An 18,254-nucleotide genomic window follows, 5' to 3' on the forward strand; every position below is an offset into this window, starting at 1 on the left:
AGCTCCCAGCATGATCTGCAACTCCTGGATCTGCCGCGAGATCAAGAGGCCCGATCGTTGCGTCGAGGAGAAATACGACGTGTTGGTAGTGGGCGCGGGCATAGGCGGACTAGCAGTGACGCAAGAGCTTGCAAAATACGGGTTCAAGGTCGGGCTGTTCAGCGAAGGCCCCAAGGGCGGCCACAACTCGCTCGACGGGGAGCCGACCGCATCGGGGGTCCCCGCCCGAGAGTACATCGATAAATACTCCGTGGAGCCTCAGAGGGCCGTCTTCGACGGCGAGGTGCTCATCTCGGGCGATCGGTGCATCAAGCCTGTGTATAAACACCTAGTGTTGAACACAGGCGGGCTTGAGATGTATCTGCCGATCCCGGGCACGCCTCAGATAATCCAAGCCTCGGAAGCCCTCGAGGCGAAGCCGAGCGGTAAAAGGCTGTTGGTGTGGGGGACGAGCGAATGGGGGCTTAGAGTTGCCATGGCCCTCGCAGAGGCCGGCAACGACGTCGTCGTCGCGGACAACTCGGCATATCTCCGAGACGTCAAGTACTACCAGAGCGTCGAGGATAAGCTTCAAAAACTCGGCGTGGACGTGATATATTCAGCGACGGTGGAGAGGTACAAGGACGGCGAGGCTAGACTACGCATCTATCTCGGCAAGAAGGGCGTAGAGAGAAGGCTCGTGAAGGCCGACGCCGTCGTGTCGGCTGTGAGGACGGTAAACTTGTATGCGCCGTTAAGGCTCGGCCTCAAGGTGTTCTACTCCTTTGAGCTAAACTCGTTAGTGCCTCGGCGTAACAGCTTCGGCGAAGTTTTGAGGTTGGACGAGCGGGGCAAATCCGTAGGCGGCACTAATATCTACCTAGTCGGCGAGATCTATGGCGCTATATATGCACACCTTGAAGAGGCCCACGCCAAGTTGCTGGCGGCCTATATAGCCTCCAAGGAAGGCGTCGAGGACAAGGACAAGGTATCAAAGGAGCTCGACGACTTCAGAGCTAAACTGGCTCTGGAAGTCAACTGGCTTTACAACCTCGACTTAAGGCTCAGCAGAGGCACCGATTACAGCGATCTATACGTGGAGCCGAACGTGATAGACGCGCCCGGATGGCCCTATTTCTGGCCCAATGCGCTGGACGAGATAGACGGCGACCAGGTGCTATGTCCTTGCACTGGGCTAAAGCTGTCGGACCTCATGAAGATGGTAAATAGGCTTAACAAGAACAGAGTCGAGATAAAAGTAACCAGCGACGACGTGAACAAGCTGAGGCACGTCAAGTTGCCCACAATAGATCAGATGCGAGGCCCCAGCCCTTGTTTCGAGGCCCTCTGCATACCGAATATAGCAATAGTGGCCGGCGCTATATATGCGGCGAAGCCGTCTTATCTGTTATACGGGAAGCCGAAACAGCTCTACGAGTCAGCGCTTTAAACCCTCTTCATCGATCGGCAGCGGCCTATCATCATGGTCGAAAAATGATCGGCTGTATAAAAAGAGCCGTCGAGGACGCGCTAGAGGGGGCCCCTCTGGACGAGGAGGAGAAGCGTTGCCTCGAGGAGCTAGGTCTCTACAGAGACGGCCTCCTGGCCCCTCGGCCCTATATCGTATTCAAAGCGCTCGAGGCGGGCGCCTCTTTGGACTTGTCGAGAATTTCTCGACGACTCAGCTGGAGGGAGTTCGAGGAAATAATACTCTACTTGCTCGAAGGCTGGGGATTCTCGACCTTGAGGAACGTGAGGCTCGAGTGCGGAGGCCGCTGGGCCGAATTCGACGTGATGGCCAGATCCGATAAGTACTTAATAGTGATAGAGGCCAAGCGCTGGAAATACGGAGGGGGGAAATGGGGCGAGGTGGTACAAGAACACCTAGAGAAGGTAGAAAGATGCCTCCCGAGGCTGAGGCTCTTAGCGCCTAAGGTAATCCCTCTAGTGGTAACTCTTACCTCCTTTAACGCCGTGGTGAAGGGCGTTCCTGTGTTGTCCATATCTTTTCTTGTCGACTTCTTGAGGAACATCGATAATTTGGGCGATCAAATTCTTGTGTTGACGTAGACAATCCTCGCAAGCGTACACGTAGAGGTCCATCCTCAACTCCGCCTTAAGCTTAACTATGTAGAGCGTGTTTTGTTCTTTCAAGCAGAAGAAACAGCGGGTCACGCCTTCTCGGTCTTCTCCATAGCTGACTCCGGCGTGGCGATTATCTCGGTTGTGCGGCCCGGCAATATATAGTGCTCGGCCAGCTCGAGGATGCCCGCGATCAGCAACAAGAGGGGGCCGGCCGAAGAGAAGGCGTTCGACAAAACGACGAGGATTAAGCCGTCCCTCTCCGCGAATATGAGCGGAAGAGGCGCAGAGATCACGACGGCTAACACGCCCACAAATAGGGATCCGTGCCTGGGCCTAACGCTCTTCCGCAACTCGTAATATCCTATAATAATCATTATAATAATAAATATTATATATTTAGTAAAACTAGGTAATGTAAATATATAATATCTATTAGATCCAACTTCTATATACATTGGATTTACTTGAAATATAAGATTAGGCCCCACGGCGTAGATTAAGTAATTTATCCCAGGTAACGCCGATAAGGCAAGCGCAACTAAGCCGAGCCAGAGAAGCCTCATTACATGTCGCTACCTAATGCCTTTTTAAGTCTGACACCAGCTCAGCGATTTGAGCCCACTCACCTATCGCCAGACCCTTAGTTCATCATCGCTTGTACTCCACAAGACATCTTAAAAACTGACGTCGTGCCTGGATTAGGCTGACGCGTCGGACCAGGAGAGGTCGTTGAGTTGCACGAGCCTAAAGAACGGCTACCGGCCTAGTTCTATCTCAAATATAACTTAAAAAATCCTCTAGAAACCTTATAGTTAGATAGTCAAGATACATATCGCCAACAGCTATGAGCTTTTTATTATTTTTCTTTAAAATATATAAGTATTTATCGTTAACCTTAATCTGGGCCATATCTAAGTCTAGATCTACGAATTGTCTAAAATCTTCGGGTAGAACGCCGTATTCCTCTCGTTCTACTCTCACGTAGTGAAAGCCCAAGAGCTCCGCCAGCTCGGAGATGCTCGATGGGACGTAGCCGACTCTGCCATAAGGCGGGATGAACTTCTCTATCCTCTCCCTCAACAGAGCCAACTGGTTTAGTATCTCTTGCTCGCCCGGCGTGTAGACCCTCGGCTGTTGGGCCGGAGGAGGCGAACCCCTTCTGGCCAACAAAAATATAATTAGTGCCAACACGGCGATAGCGCCTGCGGCTACAGCTGTCAATAGGCCCAGTTGTAAAAGCATGAAGCAGATTCACTCGCATGATATAAATTATTCGATCAAGAACACGGTATGCTCTTGTAAAAATCCAGCCGCTAAGTCGATCTAAGCCCGCCCTCTACGCCGTTTTCCCGCCTCCTCCTTAACAACTCGGCGAGGTTGTGGAGGTTCGAAAAAGCCAATAGGGCCAGCCCGAAGAGTACTAGCGATTCCTCGTTGCTCACGACTCCCAGTATTACTAAAATAGCCCCATAGCCCATTATTATGTACACGAACACGCGACATCGAGAGCCGGCGTTTTTATCCGCCACGATTACTTTAGCAAGTCCCGACGGGCTCCACGAGGAGCGGCGTTCCAGTCTTCACAACCCTCACCCTACACCCCCTCTTGATGGGGACCTCCGATACGGCCCTCCAATATTCGCCCATCACGACGACGTAGCCCGGGGCGTTGGGGCCTATGTCGTCCACGGCGACTCCCTCCGCCCCCTGCAACGTCAAGAAGGCCTCGGACACGGGCCTCTTTAAGTGGACAACAACAGCCTTCCACGCTATGAACGCCACAACGCCTATGAGGACCGCGACAAGAGCCGCCGCGGTGCCGACGAGGGGCCAATAGTCGGCTAAAACTACGGGCTGTCCCCGTAGCTGAAACGGAGGAAAGAGGCTCAGGAAGCCCAAGATTATTAGGACTGCCCCAGAGCCCTCGAGCAGACCGTGGGTGTAGCCGCCCGAAAACATGCCGGCGAATAAGAGCACAACGCCCATCACGAACAAGACGGCCCAGACCCAGCTCGTCGATATGTACGGCAAGACAGAGAGTAGGAACAACACAACGCCCAACGCGGCGGCCAACGGGTGCCCCGACGCCAAGGCCACTATTATCACCAACAACGCCACGAGCGACAACACGCTCTCGACTACTGGGTCCATGAGCCACGCTTGTAGCATCTCGCCCAAAGTGGCCTCGATGTAGACGATGCGGGGGCTCTCTACGTAGACCACGACCCCTCTCCCGCCGAGGGTTATCGCTGATCCGTTGACTTCGTCTAGGAGTTGTCCTATATCGCTTGCCATGAAGTTTATCACGTGATATCTCAAGGCCTCCTCGGCGTTTAGGTTCAAGTTCAGCTGGACGCAGAGATACGCGTAGCTGGAGTTCCTCCCGTAGGAGGCCATGACGGCGGCTAAATAACTAGCGAAAGCGTTTAGGACCTTGGAGTAGTTCACAGGCGTGGAGCCCTCCACGGGCTGACAAGAGCCGATCACAGTATGGGGCGCCATGGCCGCTATGTGGGCGGACAAGAGTATGTAAGTGCCGCCCGACCACGCGTAGCCGTAGTCGGGGTACACAAAGCCTATCACCGGGACCGGGGAAGCCCCTATGATCTGCATGGCTTGGAGCGTCGAGTCGGCGAGACCCCCCGGCGTGTTTAATAAGATCAACACAGCCCCTGAGCTCTGCTCGGCCGCGCTTATGGCCCTCGATATCTGGGAGACCGTGTAGGGCCCTATCGTGCCGTCTACGTTGACTACGTATACTTCCTTTACGTAATAAGCTTGTTGGGCGTATACGAACTGGATCGAGATCAAAAGGACTACTAGGGCCCACTTGTTCATTTATTTCTCTTGGCCCCCTCCCTCTTGTTTTTGTTGAAGCGCTTTGGATAAGGCTAAGGGCAACGAGACGAACTCAAGCGACGAGGGCGTTATGATTATCAAGTTGTGCTCCCTCGCCATCTCGAGCAACGCGTCTATCTGCCTCAGCTGGACCGCGACGGGGTTCTTCGCGTAGGTCTCAGCCGCCTCTAGGTATATCTTGCTGGCCTCGTACTCGGCGGACGCTATGGTTATCTTAGCGCGCCTTAGCCGCTCGGCCTCTGCTTGAGACGCCATGGCCCTCACTAATGCCTCGGGTAATCTTATGTCGCGTATGGCGACTCCGGTGACCTTGACGCCCCAAGGCGTGACGTGTTCGTCCACTATCTCGGCTATCTTCTTAGCGATTTCCTCTCTATGCGACAACAACGTGTCGAGATCGACCATGCCCACCACGTCCCTCAACGTGGCGGCGGCGAAGGTCGCCACGGCCGGCACGTGGTTCTTCACTGTCACGGCCACCTTCAGCGGATCTACCACGCGTTGATACACGGCGGCATCTATAGTGACCTCCACGTTGTCCTTAGTGAGGGCCTTCTGTTGGGGCACGTCGACGACTTCGATGCGGAGGTCGTATCGTACAATTGTATCTATGATAGGGATTATAAACACGAGGCCCGGCCCCACTAAGCCCGTGATGCGGCCCAGCCGGAATCTGACAGCCCTCTGGTATTCAGGTATGACCTTTATCGATGAGGCCAACAACGAGATGATTATTATAAGGACTATGAAGGCCAACACAGCTGCCAAGATTAGTCCCACTTGCAAGAACATGTATAAGACGAACTCCCCTAAATAAATTGTGAGGAATATGTGGGGACGGTCTGAGATCTGATGAGAAACCCGCGCGGCCGATCAGCGACGAGAAATTGGCTTCATCTATCGCCCAGTCCTGGGCTCATCACACGGCCCTCGACGCGAACAAATTAAAAACGAGGAGAACAACGATTTATGCTTAAGCTAGACGAGATCTTAAAGAGCCTTGAGGAGATAGACAAGGCCATCAAGGAGGCCGAAGCGGTTAAACAAAGGGCTTTGAGCAACGTCGACGCCATTGTCGATAAATATTCGGCGAGGCTCAACGAGGTCGTCGAGAACATCGTGAGGAAGGCCGTAGAGGAGTATAAGGCGAAGGCACTCGGCGAGGCCAGAGAGGAGGCGTCGCGCATATTGGAGGAAGCTCAACGACGGAAAAGCTTTATACTCTCGTCGTTTGAGAAGAAGAAGCAAGAGGTGCTCGAGGCCGTTTTGAGACAACTCGGCCTATAATCATGAGCGCGATCCTCAAGAGGCCGAGCCTAGGCCCAAGGGTCAGAGGCCTCAGGACGAGGGCCTTGCCCAAGGACAAGGCCATTGCGCTGGCCTATGCGAGTACGCCGGACGAGTACCTCAACGTGCTCAGAACTACGCAGTATCAAGTCCCTATAGATAAACTAGCCCCGGAGACCATGAAGGACTTGAGGGAACACGTGATTAAGACGTACATGAACAACGTGAGGGAGTTGTACCTCGGCTCGCCGCAAGACGGGAGGGAGATCATAAAGTTGCATCTAAAACGCTTCGAGTACGAGAATATAGAGTACATAATCACCGCGATTAGGTCCGGCAAGAACCCGGAGGAGTTCGTGGTGACGGAGCCCTTGGACTTCACAGGCAGACGCTACGTAGTGACGTCGCTGCTCAGCGCGAGGAGCGTCGAGGAGGTGGGGGAGAGGCTCAGAACATTGGGGCATCCGGCGGCCGAGGCCTTCGACTTCTTGCAGAAGTTCGGTTACGATAAATTCACTATATTCATCGATAGACAATGGATTTTGGACTACACAAGATCTCTGAAAGAGATAAACGATAAGTCTGTCAGTAGATTAATAGATACACTTACTACATATTTCGATATAGTGCTCGCCGTGAGGGCCAAGATATGGGGGCTTTCACAAGACGAGATATCCGCGTTGACCACCGGCATGCCGTCGGGCGTAGTGAGGGAGATCTTCGACGCGACGGCCCGTGGCGAAATAGCGAAGGTCCTCGAGCTCGTGTCTAGCATAAAGCCTTGGGGACAAGTCGTTGCGTCGTTGGCCTCGGAGGAGCCCACGTTCGAGAACTTGTCGGTGGTGCTCGACAACGCCTATCCGGCAATCATGAGGAGATTAGCGGATGTTTGTATAGTCGAGTGCTCCGAGTTCTCGCTGGGCTCTTTACTGGCCTCGTTGGAGTACATGAGATCTGAGGCTATGTTGATAATCAAGGCCGCGGCTATGTTGGTCGAGGGCGTTTCGATCGAAAAAAGGCGTAGCTACTTCGCCCCGCTCACTCTTATTTAGAGGCTAGTATAAAGCTCACCAGAAGCCCGTATATAGCTATCGCCTCTGCCAACGCCAAGAAGATGAGGTACCAGACGCGCTCTTGCGGCCTCTCCACGAGGGCCGACATGGCGGCAGCCCCCGCTATGCCTACGCCTATTCCGGCGCCAAGGCCTGCGAGACCCACCGCTAGACCTGCGCCAATATATTGGCTACCTGACGACGTGGTGGCTTGCGCGAACGCCATAGCGCTTAGCAATAAGAGGGGGAGTAGGTACTTGCCCGCCATGGCTCCCCTATTCAAGCCACTTTTAAATATTGTCTCAACTTCTCGATCTGGTAATCTATTTCCCTTATAGACTCTTCGAGATCTTTGTTGGCTTCATCCAAGATCTTTTCGAGCTCTTTATCTATGAGTTCTTTTATCTGTAACTCAAGGCCTTTGGTCGACATTTGATCACAATACACGGCCGCTTTTTTAACTTTTCATCACCGAGCCGCCGCGGTTATTATCCTCCGCCTTATGAAATCCTCCCTTTCTTGTTCCTCGAGCGCTAGTTTTATGTATTGTATGCTCTCCTGGATCCTGGGGACTATAACGTAATCTATGGCGTTTATCATGCGTTGGTACTCCCTCACCCGGTTGAGGAGCGCGTAGAACAAGCTCTCCTTCTCGGCGAACGCGAGCAATTTAGGCAAGAGCTCGCGCATTTTGACTAGGGCCAAGTCGAGCTCTGGCGCCTCGGCTAGGAGGCTATAGGCGGGGTATTTGCCGTAGCTCTCCACCTCGAGCCCCATATAGAGGCCCTTGTTCACTAGGACTACATTGGCGACCTTCGGGGTTATTTCGGCGAGCATGTCCAGCCTATCCGGCCCCTCCTTGGCCACCGCGGCCTTGAAGAGATCCGCGATCTCGGAAAACGACGTAGCTATCTCGGCTCGATCCCTCTCTAGCTCCGCGATCAAGGCTCTTATCCTCTGTATCGTGCTGTTCCGGGCGTCCTCGAGAGTCTTCTTCACGCGCAGAAACAGCTGTAGCCTCCTCCGCTGGTTTATCAACTCCAGCCTAGAGGGGCTGACGCGCGACGACACGTATGCAGTAGGAAACCTCTTTAAATGTTGCACTAGACCTAGTGTGGACGTCAAGGCGAGCGTCAAGGCCAAGAAGACCGTCGGCGTTAAATCCGACGATGTAGTCAACGCCGAGAGGTATATCGTCGCTGGCGACGACGGCAAGCACTACCTCTTGGCCCTATCCGGCGACAAGCCTTTATACATATATTTAGTATCTTACGATTTAATAGAATATAAAATTCTAGGAGAAACTAAAATAACATGTATAAAATGCGGTGGTCCTTTAACTAAGTTCTATATATATAAAGACATCTACGGCGAGTGCGACAAAGGGCATTTAAACCACGTTGGAATCATCGTGGCGTGGCAGAGGCCTGGAGAAGGGTCAGGAGAGTAGTAGAGGACAGCGATATAGTGTTGGAGGTCCTCGACGCTAGGGATCCCTTGGCCACCCGCAACTCCGACGTCGAGGAGCTCGCGCGCTCGTTAGGCAAGAGGATCATAGCCGCGATAAATAAGGCAGATTTGATCCCGCTCGAGGTCGGCTTGAAGTGGAAGAGGTGGTTTGAAGCGCAGGGGACTCCCTCGGTGTTCTTCAGCGCCAAGGAGAGGCTGGGGACTAGGAAGTTGATGGCGTATATTAAGAGGCTCGCGCCGGCCTTGCCGGTCAAAGTCGCCGTTGTCGGCTACCCCAACGTCGGCAAGTCCACTGTGATAAACTACCTCAAGGGCAGACATGTGGCCTCCACGAGCCCTAAGCCGGGTTGGACCAGAGGCGAGCAACTCGTGAGGGCCAAGAGCTGGCTGTTGGTCATCGACACGCCCGGCGTTCTACAAGCTGAGAAGACCGAGGACCGCGCCTTGGCTGTTATAAGAGGCGCAGTCGATCCCGGCAGGGTGGACGACGCAGTGCCATACGCCGTGGCCTTAATAGAACGAGTGATGAGGTTCAACCCCAAGGCCTTGTCCATATACGGTTACGAGGGGACTTCGGCCGAGGAGGCGCTTGAGTATGTGGGAAGGCGTTATGGGAGGTTGACGAAGGGCGGGAGGGTGAACATAGACGAGGCAGCTCGAAGAGTCCTCGTGGATTGGATCGAGGGCAAGCTCACCTATTGGTACGAGCCTGACGACGCAGCACGCCGCGGCTGAAAATCGCTCGCCCGCGAAAGGCGTCAGCTCGGACGACCGCGGCAACGCGCCAGCTCCTCCCTCAAATCGCGCTCGTATACCTCGCCACCCGGCGCCCTCTCTTTGAACAACTGCGCCTCGAATACGTAGACCTTGGTCCTCTCGTCGAGCCAACAGTCGGCGTGGAGCCACGCCTTCATGCAGCCGTGTGATAGGAACTCCTCCGCGGACCAACACTCCTCGACGGGTACTTGCGGGAGCAGAAGCCCGGAGTAGAACCCCCTCTTGATCACTATGCCGTGCCTCCCCACCTCGACGGACTTGAGGTATTCCTTGGGGTTCTGAGGCAACAACGTCAAGGGGCTCAGGACGGATATCTCGAACACCGCTTCGCCGAGCTCGTCCGCGGTCATGGCGGGGAAACGGGGATCTTGACAACAAGCAGCTATAGCGCTGTATATAGTCGCGTAGGCGACATTTCTGTAGCCCTCGGGATAGCCTATACAACCTCGAAGCTCTAGCCTACCTCCCGACAGCTTCTCGATGGTGGTGAAGACGCCGTAGTTATCCTTAGTTAATTTAGCCGGCGTGTCCGGGGGCGGCTCTATTATGGTGCCCCTCGTCAAGTACTCCTCGACGGCTCTCCTGGCCAACCTCACCAGGAATGCGCCCTCCTCGAGGGAATAGGGGCGGAACATGTGCTATAAATACTTAGGGTAATAAAGAGCTATGCCTCGGTGTTCGGTATGCGGCCGCGAGGTCAACATGGCCAACGTGGCCTATATACGCGGCGAGGTCTTCGTGTGCGACAGCTGTTTTCCTCAATACTACGTCAAGGAGATATGTAGGTTGACCCAACGGAGGCTGAAAGGCGAGAGCCCGTTGGCGTGTATATATTGTAAGTACAAGAAGCTCTGCGATGAGTACATCTCCAAGACTCTGAAATCACTTGCCTAACACCGCGAGGAAGAAGCCGGGCGAGTCGAAGACGTTAGGCATAAAACGCCGACATTCGCCGCACCCCCACCCCTCGACGGCCCTCGGCACGTCTATCTGGACTAGCCTCAGCCCGAGCTCCTTGACGGCCCAAAGCACGTTGCCCTCGTTCTCTGCATATGTCAAAGTACAAGTGGAGTATATCACATACTTAGCGATCTTGGCGGCCACGGCTATGAACTGCCGCTGGTAACGGGCCAAGACCTCCACATCTCTTTTAGTCACCACGTGGCTCAGCTTCGGCCTAACTCCTAGATCGCTACAAGGCGGATCGACCAGAGCCACGTCGGCCCTCAAGCGCGGATAGTCTCTGTCGACGTATCTGCTGTCGTGCGCCAAGACGTCTATTAAGCCCTCGAGGCCGAGCCTCTTGGCGTTTTCAATTATCCTCTCGGTCTTCGGCCTAGATCTGTCGAAGGCTATTACGTGAATGCCCAGCTGGGCTACATGAGTCGTCTTGCCGCCCGGCGAGGCGCATAAGTCGACCGCCCTCTTGGCGCCGAGCGTTGCGGCCAATCTGCCGACCCACATGGCCGGCATGCTCTGATCGTAGAAGTAGCCGTTGGCGTATTCCTCGAGTTCTCTCAGCTTAGGCGCGACGTACACGCTCTTGAGGACCCTCACTGCGAGCCCCCTTCTGAGCTTGACCATGTCCGACTCGTCCATTTCGGCGATGCCGTACGCCACGACTTGCCCATCGGGGCTCACCACGTTGACCTCATCGCCCCTCTTGACTCCCGAGGCCTTGAGAACGCCCGGCGCGAAGAGATCAGCGCCCATGTACACGCTCTCGGCAGCCCGCTTCTCGGCTATTACGATCTTCTTAGCCGAGGGCACCTCGAAGGGGCCCTCGACGGGCACCCATAAGGCCTCCTCTAAGTACTCGTCGCGATGGACAGGGAGCTTTTTCGACAACCTCCTGGCCAGCTCATCGGCGCTTATTTTAGCAGTATTTACCCTTATATAATAACGGCGCGGTGGCCTCTTTATTGAGGCCATTATCTCCTCTATCTCCTCATCGCTTAGGTATTGCGAAAGCTCGTCGTATAGCTCTCGGTCTATTCTGATCCCGTCAAAATCAATCCACATTAAGATTTTTTGACCAACTGGAAGAGGACCTCCTTGGCCTTAGCAGTGGGATTCGACCTGACCAAACGCCAGAGCTCCGAGCTTTCGTCCAAGACGTACCTATAACTGCGGTTCTTGCCCAGCCCCTCGACGCTCGCTCTTACTAAGTTCTTCTCGGAGAGGTCCTTGAGAAGCCTCGCCGCTCTGAGTATAACTCTATGGTCCGGATGACCCGCCATCTTGGCCAACGAGGACGCCCTTATGCTTACAACTCTTCCTCTCGAATTTTTTATCAATGATACTAGAGCATCAATAAGTTTACGCTCTAGACGATCCAAGTCCATATGCACTGCCTCAAGCTCATTTTTAAGCTTTTCTTTTATATACATCTAAATCCATTAAAGGGTCTGTCTTAAAAAATTATCTGGTCAATGGGCTAAGACGATTTAGCCATCTTAGGCATCAGAAGCCTCTTTATGTTCCTGTCGAGGGGTTGCGTCAATAGGCCCAGCTCGGTTATTATAGCCGTTATGTACTTCGGCGGCGTTTCGTCGAAAACCGGATTGTAAACCTCTACGTCGGGCATCGTCACGTATACATTTCCTTTACTCGTCCTCACAGTCCTCACCTCGTCGGGATCCCGCTCCTCGATCCTCACCTCCTCCGGCTTGTGCTCGAAGTCGAAGGTGCTGACAGGGGCGGCCACGTAGAAAGGCACGCCGAACTCGTGGGCCAACACCGCCTCGTTCAAAGTGCCTATCTTGTTATAAACGGTGCCGTCTGCTAGAATCCTATCAGCGCCGACTATGACCGAGTTGACCATTCTCCTCTTTAGGACGAGCCCGACCGCCGTGTCGGCTATTAGCTTTACCCTAACTCCGTTCTCCCTCAGCTCGTAAGCGGTTAGCCTAGCTCCTTGTTGCCACGGGCGCGTCTCGGGCACTACGACGGAGACGTCGATGTTCAGATATTTAGCTACATATATAGGAGCCGTCGCCGTGCCCAAAGCGCCAGTGGCCAACGAGCCCGCGTTGCACTGGGTGAGGATCCAGTCGCCCGGTTGCACTAGCTGCACGCCGTATATGCCCATTCTCACCTCTGCGTCTAGTTCCTCATCGAATATCTTGTTGGCCTCCTCGACTAGGCCCTCCCTCAGCTCCTTGACCGTCTTGACGGCTTCGACCAACGCCTTGGCCCTCGCGTACATCCTGTTCAAAGCCCAGAAGAGGTTCTGGGCCGTGGGCCTCGTCTTGGAGAGCTTCTCCTTGGCCGCCTCCAGCAACTTGAGGGCCTCGTCTAGGCTCTTCGCCTCCCTCTCGAAGAGAGATAAGGCCATCCCGTAGGCCGCTGTAATCCCTATGGCCGGAGCGCCGCGCACGGCCATCTGCTTTATCGCATCGGCGACGGAGTCCACCGTCTTGAGCTCCAGGTACTTGGTCTCAAAAGGCAAAAGCCTCTGGTCTAGGAGGACGAGCCTATCCCCCCTCCACTCTACCACCTTGAGCTTAGGCCTATAATTGGCCTTTATCTCCTTGACTAGCTCCTCTACGTTCATGGAAGATCGATCTGAAGGAGTTTATTTATGCATGCCCCTTAAAGCTAATTTGACCAACGCCAAGTTACGCAACGCGTCGTAGGAAACTGGCAGCTTCTTGCCGAGCTCCCGCAACACTTCGTCGCAACGCTCCACCTTGGAGCAGAAGCACGAATAGTCGGGGCACTGCGCCAAGGCCTCTGCCACGGCCGGATCCATCTCGGCCAAGGCGGTGAGGACGTGCGCAATTGCTCTAATAAAAGCGGCTGTGAGGGCCCCCACTAGTTCGTCCACGGACAAGAAGACGTAGTCCGGCAACGTCACGACCTCTACTCCGAGCTCCTCGGCGAGCTTCTTGGCCGACTCGTCGGCGTAGCCCCTGCAGACGACCATCGGCGTTGCGCCGAGGAGTTTGGCGTTGATGTAGGCTTGCCTTATTCCCGAAACGTCGATCTTACCGGCCTTTATCTCGACAGCGTAGAGCCTCTTGGAGGAATCCTCTGCCAAGACGTCGACCTCCCCGACCTCGACGCCCTCCCGCATTATCTTATAGCGATGGGCGAGGGGGGTGAGCCCCAACGCCGGCAAGAGGTCTAATATAAAGGTCTCGAACTTGACTCCCATGTAGTTCAATATTTTTTAATAATTCTAGCACTCCAACTCGATGAGGATAGCGGTATTAGGTTGCGGAAACGTGGGCCGTTTCATATCGCAACATCTAGCCGAGAAAGGACACGAAGTGGTCTCCGTGGACGTCAAGGGCGGCGATTGCCCCGGCATGGTCAAAGGCGACGTCGAGTCGATCGATCTGGGAGCCGTCGATTTGGCTATAAGCGCGTTGCCGGGCCCCGTCGCCTACAAGGCCGCGCACCGCCTCCTCGAGCGCGGCATAGACTTGATAGACATATCTTACATGCCGGAGGACGCCCTCTCCCTACACGACGTCGCCAAGGCCGCGGGCGCCCGCTATATACCTGACGCCGGCATTGCCCCGGGGCTGTCCAATATGCTAGTCGGCCGCCTCGTGTCCGAGATGGGCCGCCTCGAGTACGTGAAGATATACGTAGGAGGAGTGCCCAGAACGCCCGTGGGGCCTCTCGGCTATTCTATAACTTGGTCTCCTCACGACCTCATAGAGGAGTACACGAGGCCTGCCAGAATAGTACGCGACGGGAGGCTGGAGCTCGTCGACCCGTTATCCGATATCGAGATCGTCGATACGCCGCTCGGCAAAATGGAGGCCTTCTACACGGACGGCTTGAGGACTCTGCTCAAGACTTTAAGAGTCCCCAACATGTTCGAGAAAACCCTTCGTTGGCCGGGGCATGTGGAGCGGATAAGGCTCTTGAGGGACTTGGGCCTCACGTCGGACGAGCAGATAGAGGGGGTGAGGCCCAGACAAGTGCTTGCCGCATTATTAATGCGTCTCAAATTCGACGTGCCCGACGTGGTGTACATGAGGGTTGTCGGCGGGCGCTCCGACGAGCGCATAGCCTACGAGGTCTTGGTGGAGCCGTCGGGCGGCTGGTCGGCCATGCAGAGAGCCACCGGGCTCACAGCGACGGCGTTGATATCAGTGGTCAAGGACCTCGATCCAGGCGTCACTCCTCCGGAAGCGATAGGCATGAGCAATAAGCTGATGCCGAGAGTGCTCGCCTACATCAAACAAAACGGGATCTCGATAAGCGTGGAGAGGGTGACCAGATCGGTTTTGTGATGCCGGGCTTAGAGGATCAGCTAAGGAGGCCTGTTCGCGGGATGCGGGATCTAACGCCGGATCTCTATTACGCTCTGAGGCACGTAGAGGAGGCTTTGACGAGAGTGGCCGAGGCCTTCGGCTATCGCCGAGTGGAGACGCCCGCGATCGAACACTTCGAGGTGCTCGCCAGGAAGGCCGGCCGCGAGATCGTCAACGAGATTTACTACTTTAGAGATAAGGCGGGCAGAGAGCTGGGCCTACGTTTCGACATGACAGTGCCCATAGCCCGCGTGTTGTCCTACCGCTTGGATGAGCCCAAACCTGTTAGGTGGTACTACTTCACCAAGGTCTGGCGCTACGACGAGCCGCAACACGGCCGCTATCGGGAGTTCTACCAATTCGGCGTCGAGCTAGTGGGCTCTAAAAGCCCTAGGGCAGACGCCGAGGTCCTCGCCTTGATGGCCCGCTCCGTGGAGGCCGTGGGGGTGCACGACTACGTCATAAAGCTCAACGACCGCGCGGCGATGGATAAAATACTAGCCTCGTTGGGGATAGGGGCGCGCGAGGAGGTCCTGCGCGTCTTGGATAAAAGAGGCAAGGTGCCCGAGGAGGAGCTGCTCAAGATGCTCGTCGCAGTCGGCGTGGACAAGAGCTCTGCAGAGTCGTTGATTTCTCTCATAGCCGAGCCTCGCCCGATAGAGGAAGCTCCCGATTTCTTCTCCAAATACGATAAAAGCCTCGGCGAGAGATACGGCGCGGTGCTGAGGGCTCTCGACGCGTATGGGGTCTCGAAGATAGCGCTGGACCTCTCAATAGTTAGAGGCCTCGACTACTACACCGGCATGGTCTTCGAGGCGTTCGCGGGCGAGTACAAGCTAGCCGTGGGGGGCGGCGGCCGCTATGACGACTTGATCGAGCTATACAGCGGCGTGAAGACGCCTGCGCTCGGCTTCGCTATAGGCGTCGAGAGGCTGATGGAAGCCGCAGGGATCTCGCGCGTCGAGATGCCGCTCGAGTACTACATATACCCTCTGACAGAAGACGCCTACAAGCTCGCCGTGAGGGTTGCGGAAGCCTTGAGGGAGAAAGGCGCCTCCGCGGCCGTCGATTTGGGCGAGATGACGTTGAGGGAGGCCTTGGAGCATGCGGCGAAAACCGGGGTTAAATACTTCGTCATAATAGGCAAAAAGGAGCTCGAAAAGGGAGTCGTGAGGATAAGGGATATGTACAAACGCGTAGAGCAAGAAATCGAGCTGGACAAGATCAGCCGACTATGATAGTGCCGCTCTGCCTCTTGAACACCCGGTAGCCCTCCTCGAGAGCGCCTATTGCGGCCCATTTGCCGCCTCCCTTGATGAACCTAATGGCGGCGATTACTTTAGGGCCCATGGAGCCCGCGGGGAACTGGCCCTCGTCGTATAGCCTTTCCAGCTCCTTCACCGTTACGACCCCGAGCCTCCTTCGCCTTGGCGTATTGAAGTCCACGTACACTCCGTCGACGTCGGTGAGTATCACTAGCGCATCTGCGCCCAAGGCGTTCGCCAGCACTTGGCTCGCCAAGTCCTTGTCGACGACGGCCTCGACGCCGCCTCGTTCCGAGACGGGGACTCCCCCTCCGCCGGACGCTACCACCACGTAGCCCCTCTCCAAGAGGGCCCTTATAGCCTCAGCCTCGACCACCGCTATGGGATCGGGCGACGGCACGACCCTTCGCCAGCCCCTCGCCGAGTCTTGTCCGATAGTCCATCCGTACCTCCGCGCCAGCTCCTCGGCCACTTCCTTGGGATAAGCAGGACCCACGAACTTAGTGGGCCTCTTAAATGCAGGATCGTCCTCGTCGACGAGGACTCTGGTGACCACAGACACCGCCCTTCCTCGCCCCAATCTCTTATCTATCGAGGCGACAAGTAAATAGCCCAAGAGTCCCTGAGACGCCGCCACCAAGGCGTCTAGCTTGAAGTATCTACGTCCGGCCGCTAGTTGTAACTCGTCGAGTAGCCCCACTTGAGGCCCATTCCCGTGGGTCACTACGACGCTGTGTCCCTCCCGAGCTATTTCGGCGATAACGTCGGCGGCTATCTCTATGTTTCTGAGATGCTCCTCTTGGTCTATGGGCTTGCCAGGTCTCGTGAAGGCGTTACCCCCCAGAGCCACCACTACTAACACCCGCCATGTAGCGTGTCTGAGAAATAAGGTTTACTATATATAGAGCATATTTAGAATTATATAGTTAGCGTAAAGAGGCTCAAGTCCGCTGGCCCTGTTGCAGGTGCACTAAGGGGGGCATTCCCAGCTCCCTCAGAATTAAGGACGCCTCGAACATGACCATCTGCATTAAGGGAGTCGCTATATGTGGCGGCAAGTTCCTCACGTCGACGTCCCCTTGTATTAGGGCGACGCCGCGTATGGTCAAAGTGACCGAGCTCGGAGATGTCGTTAACGCCAACGCGAACGGCAACTCCACCACGTTGCCCCTCTTTATGGCCCTATCGCCCTCCACTTGATAGCTTACGTTTATCTGCAATGGCGTGTTTGGGGGAGGGACGGCCACCCTCTCGGCGTGTATGTAATCGAAGCGCACTCCGGCGAGGCTCACTTGTTATAATGAGCTGTTTTAAACATGGCCTTGCTGATACTAGACAGGAGCTCGCGCTTGGTGTTGGCCAAAGACGCCGACGTGGTGGTCTCGCCGCTCTGCGGCGGGCAACCGCCTGCCTTAAGGCTGGAGCGCCCCTTCGCTGAGCTCTTCGGCAAGGCGGCGCGCTCTGTTTACGGAATCGACATAACGCCGTATTTAATAGACCAGAGAGCCCTCGGCCTATCCGAGATGGACCCAGTGCTTCTATTAGCGCAGCTGCCGCTAGAGGACGCCCACTTGGCCTACCTGTTGCCGTACAGGGGATCGCCCTCCAGTTGCATATCGGCATATCCAACGCCATCGCTTGCTGCGATAGCGGCTATGAGCGCGGCGCCCAAGTCAATAGCAGTGGACTTCCGCTGGGACTCCAGGGGATTGGCGGAGACTGCGGATGCGGCGATCCGCGCCGGCGTGAATTTACAGATCTTGACATCAGAGCTCGTGAACGTTCCAGGGCTCGTCTATGTGACCGACTCCGTCCCTGGCTATGTGAGGCGCCGCATAGCCGGAGCGTTGAGAGGCAACGTGGACCAACGCGGCGAGGAGTTCGTCCCGGTGGAGCGCCAGCCGTCGGGTACGCCGTGGGAGGAAGTGGATTACGGGAGGGCGCTCGACAGAGTCGCGGAGGTGTTGGGCATAAGGCGCGAGGGCCTCGAGGAGGTCGCGGAGCTTGGCTATTTGGCGTACAGGACCGTGTTGGACTTAGGAATAAAGCCGAGACAACTCGGCTACTTGGCCAAATGGGGCCTTCTGGAGCCCGTGGCGGGCGGTTTCCGCGTCGGAGTTAAGCTCCTGTACTTATTGTCGTTGGATTCGGCCCGTCGTTTGTAGCTCATCGATCGCGCGTCCGGTTTCTCCTCATCGATCTCCATG

The 18,254-nt window shown here is 55.5% G+C and carries 25 protein-coding genes; 10 read left to right on the forward strand and 15 right to left on the reverse strand.

The features are described 5' to 3' along the window. Window positions 1-10 precede the first annotated feature (10 nt). Window positions 11-1,429: an FAD-dependent oxidoreductase gene (locus ACZ5PA_RS00435; RefSeq protein ID WP_464930325.1), complete on the forward strand. Its 1,419-nt coding sequence runs from the start codon at window positions 11-13 to the stop codon at window positions 1,427-1,429. A 44-nt stretch (window positions 1,430-1,473) separates the two neighbouring features. Continuing rightward, window positions 1,474-2,049: a nuclease-related domain-containing protein gene (locus ACZ5PA_RS00440; RefSeq protein ID WP_464930326.1), complete on the forward strand. Its 576-nt coding sequence runs from the start codon at window positions 1,474-1,476 to the stop codon at window positions 2,047-2,049. A 101-nt stretch (window positions 2,050-2,150) separates the two neighbouring features. Here ACZ5PA_RS00440 and ACZ5PA_RS00445 read toward each other — a convergent pair whose 3' ends face one another. The 5 genes from ACZ5PA_RS00445 to ACZ5PA_RS00465 all read right to left on the reverse strand — a co-directional run bounded on the left by ACZ5PA_RS00445 (window position 2,151) and on the right by ACZ5PA_RS00465 (window position 5,715). Beyond that, a complete protein-coding gene (locus ACZ5PA_RS00445; protein WP_464930327.1) occupies window positions 2,151-2,438 on the reverse strand; it encodes a hypothetical protein in 288 nt (95 codons plus the stop codon). Window positions 2,439-2,838: 400 nt separating this feature from the next. Beyond that, window positions 2,839-3,306 (reverse strand): hypothetical protein, encoded by a 468-nt coding sequence (locus ACZ5PA_RS00450; protein WP_464930328.1) that lies wholly within the window; start codon window positions 3,304-3,306, stop codon window positions 2,839-2,841. A 71-nt stretch (window positions 3,307-3,377) separates the two neighbouring features. Further along, window positions 3,378-3,560: a hypothetical protein gene (locus ACZ5PA_RS00455; RefSeq protein ID WP_464930329.1), complete on the reverse strand. Its 183-nt coding sequence runs from the start codon at window positions 3,558-3,560 to the stop codon at window positions 3,378-3,380. A 40-nt stretch (window positions 3,561-3,600) separates the two neighbouring features. Next, on the reverse strand, window positions 3,601-4,902 hold the full coding sequence (locus ACZ5PA_RS00460) for an NfeD family protein (RefSeq protein WP_464930330.1): 1,302 nt from the start codon (window positions 4,900-4,902) through the stop codon (window positions 3,601-3,603). Further along, entirely contained in the window at window positions 4,903-5,715 is an 813-nt protein-coding gene (locus tag ACZ5PA_RS00465) for a slipin family protein (RefSeq protein WP_464930331.1), read from the reverse strand. A 177-nt stretch (window positions 5,716-5,892) separates the two neighbouring features. On the opposite strand from ACZ5PA_RS00465, the gene ACZ5PA_RS00470 reads away from it, so the two are divergent. Both ACZ5PA_RS00470 and ACZ5PA_RS00475 read left to right on the forward strand, forming a co-directional pair. Then, the gene (locus tag ACZ5PA_RS00470) at window positions 5,893-6,210 is read left to right on the forward strand and encodes a hypothetical protein (protein WP_464930332.1); all 318 of its coding nucleotides are present in this window, start codon (window positions 5,893-5,895) and stop codon (window positions 6,208-6,210) included. A 2-nt stretch (window positions 6,211-6,212) separates the two neighbouring features. Beyond that, complete coding sequence (locus tag ACZ5PA_RS00475; protein WP_464930333.1) at window positions 6,213-7,262, forward strand: V-type ATPase subunit; 1,050 nt, start codon at window positions 6,213-6,215, stop codon at window positions 7,260-7,262. On the opposite strand, the gene ACZ5PA_RS00480 is transcribed toward ACZ5PA_RS00475, so the two are convergent. Genes ACZ5PA_RS00480 through ACZ5PA_RS00490 form a run of 3 tightly spaced genes read right to left on the reverse strand, consistent with a single transcriptional unit; the run spans window position 7,255 to window position 8,333 of the window. Continuing rightward, entirely contained in the window at window positions 7,255-7,530 is a 276-nt protein-coding gene (locus tag ACZ5PA_RS00480) for an ATP synthase subunit C (RefSeq protein ID WP_464930334.1), read from the reverse strand. The genes ACZ5PA_RS00475 and ACZ5PA_RS00480 overlap by 8 nt on opposite strands. Before the next feature lie 11 nt (window positions 7,531-7,541). Continuing rightward, a complete protein-coding gene (locus tag ACZ5PA_RS00485; RefSeq protein WP_464930335.1) occupies window positions 7,542-7,694 on the reverse strand; it encodes a hypothetical protein in 153 nt (50 codons plus the stop codon). A gap of 36 nt (window positions 7,695-7,730) precedes the next feature. Beyond that, window positions 7,731-8,333 (reverse strand): V-type ATP synthase subunit D, encoded by a 603-nt coding sequence (locus ACZ5PA_RS00490; RefSeq protein ID WP_464930336.1) that lies wholly within the window; start codon window positions 8,331-8,333, stop codon window positions 7,731-7,733. Between the two features lie 43 nt (window positions 8,334-8,376). Here ACZ5PA_RS00490 and ACZ5PA_RS00495 point away from each other — a divergent pair, with 43 nt between their 5' ends. Together ACZ5PA_RS00495 and ACZ5PA_RS00500 are read left to right on the forward strand one after the other, a co-directional pair. Beyond that, on the forward strand, window positions 8,377-8,712 hold the full coding sequence (locus tag ACZ5PA_RS00495; protein WP_464930337.1) for a hypothetical protein: 336 nt from the start codon (window positions 8,377-8,379) through the stop codon (window positions 8,710-8,712). Next, on the forward strand, window positions 8,679-9,467 hold the full coding sequence (locus tag ACZ5PA_RS00500) for a GTPase (protein ID WP_464930338.1): 789 nt from the start codon (window positions 8,679-8,681) through the stop codon (window positions 9,465-9,467). The genes ACZ5PA_RS00495 and ACZ5PA_RS00500 overlap by 34 nt, the downstream gene beginning before the upstream one ends. Before the next feature lie 23 nt (window positions 9,468-9,490). Here ACZ5PA_RS00500 and ACZ5PA_RS00505 read toward each other — a convergent pair whose 3' ends face one another. After that, window positions 9,491-10,144: a TIGR00296 family protein gene (locus ACZ5PA_RS00505; protein ID WP_464930339.1), complete on the reverse strand. Its 654-nt coding sequence runs from the start codon at window positions 10,142-10,144 to the stop codon at window positions 9,491-9,493. A gap of 31 nt (window positions 10,145-10,175) precedes the next feature. Here ACZ5PA_RS00505 and ACZ5PA_RS00510 point away from each other — a divergent pair, with 31 nt between their 5' ends. Next, window positions 10,176-10,403, forward strand: a complete 228-nt coding sequence (locus tag ACZ5PA_RS00510; RefSeq protein ID WP_464930340.1) for a hypothetical protein — start codon at window positions 10,176-10,178, stop codon at window positions 10,401-10,403. Here the strand turns inward: ACZ5PA_RS00510 and ACZ5PA_RS00515 are convergent. The 4 genes from ACZ5PA_RS00515 to ACZ5PA_RS00530 all read right to left on the reverse strand — a co-directional run bounded on the left by ACZ5PA_RS00515 (window position 10,392) and on the right by ACZ5PA_RS00530 (window position 13,668). Beyond that, the gene (locus ACZ5PA_RS00515) at window positions 10,392-11,531 is read right to left on the reverse strand and encodes a PUA domain-containing protein (protein ID WP_464930341.1); all 1,140 of its coding nucleotides are present in this window, start codon (window positions 11,529-11,531) and stop codon (window positions 10,392-10,394) included. The genes ACZ5PA_RS00510 and ACZ5PA_RS00515 overlap by 12 nt on opposite strands. Next, window positions 11,531-11,854, reverse strand: coding sequence for a hypothetical protein (locus tag ACZ5PA_RS00520; RefSeq protein ID WP_464930342.1), 324 nt, complete (start codon window positions 11,852-11,854; stop codon window positions 11,531-11,533). Before ACZ5PA_RS00520 ends, ACZ5PA_RS00515 begins: the two co-directional genes overlap by 1 nt. A gap of 92 nt (window positions 11,855-11,946) precedes the next feature. Next, on the reverse strand, window positions 11,947-13,065 hold the full coding sequence (locus tag ACZ5PA_RS00525; RefSeq protein WP_464930343.1) for an S-methyl-5-thioribose-1-phosphate isomerase: 1,119 nt from the start codon (window positions 13,063-13,065) through the stop codon (window positions 11,947-11,949). A 21-nt stretch (window positions 13,066-13,086) separates the two neighbouring features. Further along, window positions 13,087-13,668 carry an endonuclease gene (locus tag ACZ5PA_RS00530; protein WP_464930344.1) on the reverse strand — a complete coding sequence of 194 codons (582 nt, stop codon included), beginning with the start codon at window positions 13,666-13,668 and terminating at the stop codon, window positions 13,087-13,089. A 40-nt stretch (window positions 13,669-13,708) separates the two neighbouring features. Between ACZ5PA_RS00530 and ACZ5PA_RS00535 the strand changes: the two genes are divergently transcribed. Both ACZ5PA_RS00535 and hisS read left to right on the forward strand, forming a co-directional pair. Then, window positions 13,709-14,761, forward strand: coding sequence for a saccharopine dehydrogenase C-terminal domain-containing protein (locus tag ACZ5PA_RS00535; RefSeq protein WP_464930345.1), 1,053 nt, complete (start codon window positions 13,709-13,711; stop codon window positions 14,759-14,761). Next, complete coding sequence (gene hisS / locus ACZ5PA_RS00540) at window positions 14,761-16,020, forward strand: histidine--tRNA ligase (RefSeq protein WP_464930346.1); 1,260 nt, start codon at window positions 14,761-14,763, stop codon at window positions 16,018-16,020. Before ACZ5PA_RS00535 ends, hisS begins: the two co-directional genes overlap by 1 nt. Here the strand turns inward: hisS and ACZ5PA_RS00545 are convergent. Both ACZ5PA_RS00545 and ACZ5PA_RS00550 read right to left on the reverse strand, forming a co-directional pair. Then, entirely contained in the window at window positions 16,007-16,909 is a 903-nt protein-coding gene (locus tag ACZ5PA_RS00545) for a carbamate kinase (protein ID WP_464930347.1), read from the reverse strand. The two genes, hisS and ACZ5PA_RS00545, sit on opposite strands and share 14 nt — an antisense overlap. 79 nt (window positions 16,910-16,988) lie before the next feature. Continuing rightward, entirely contained in the window at window positions 16,989-17,339 is a 351-nt protein-coding gene (locus ACZ5PA_RS00550; protein WP_464930348.1) for a hypothetical protein, read from the reverse strand. Between the two features lie 24 nt (window positions 17,340-17,363). On the opposite strand from ACZ5PA_RS00550, the gene ACZ5PA_RS00555 reads away from it, so the two are divergent. Next, window positions 17,364-18,212 carry a hypothetical protein gene (locus tag ACZ5PA_RS00555; RefSeq protein WP_464930349.1) on the forward strand — a complete coding sequence of 283 codons (849 nt, stop codon included), beginning with the start codon at window positions 17,364-17,366 and terminating at the stop codon, window positions 18,210-18,212. Window positions 18,213-18,254: the final 42 nt, after the last annotated feature.

The organism is Thermoproteus thermophilus (genome assembly GCF_055392855.1).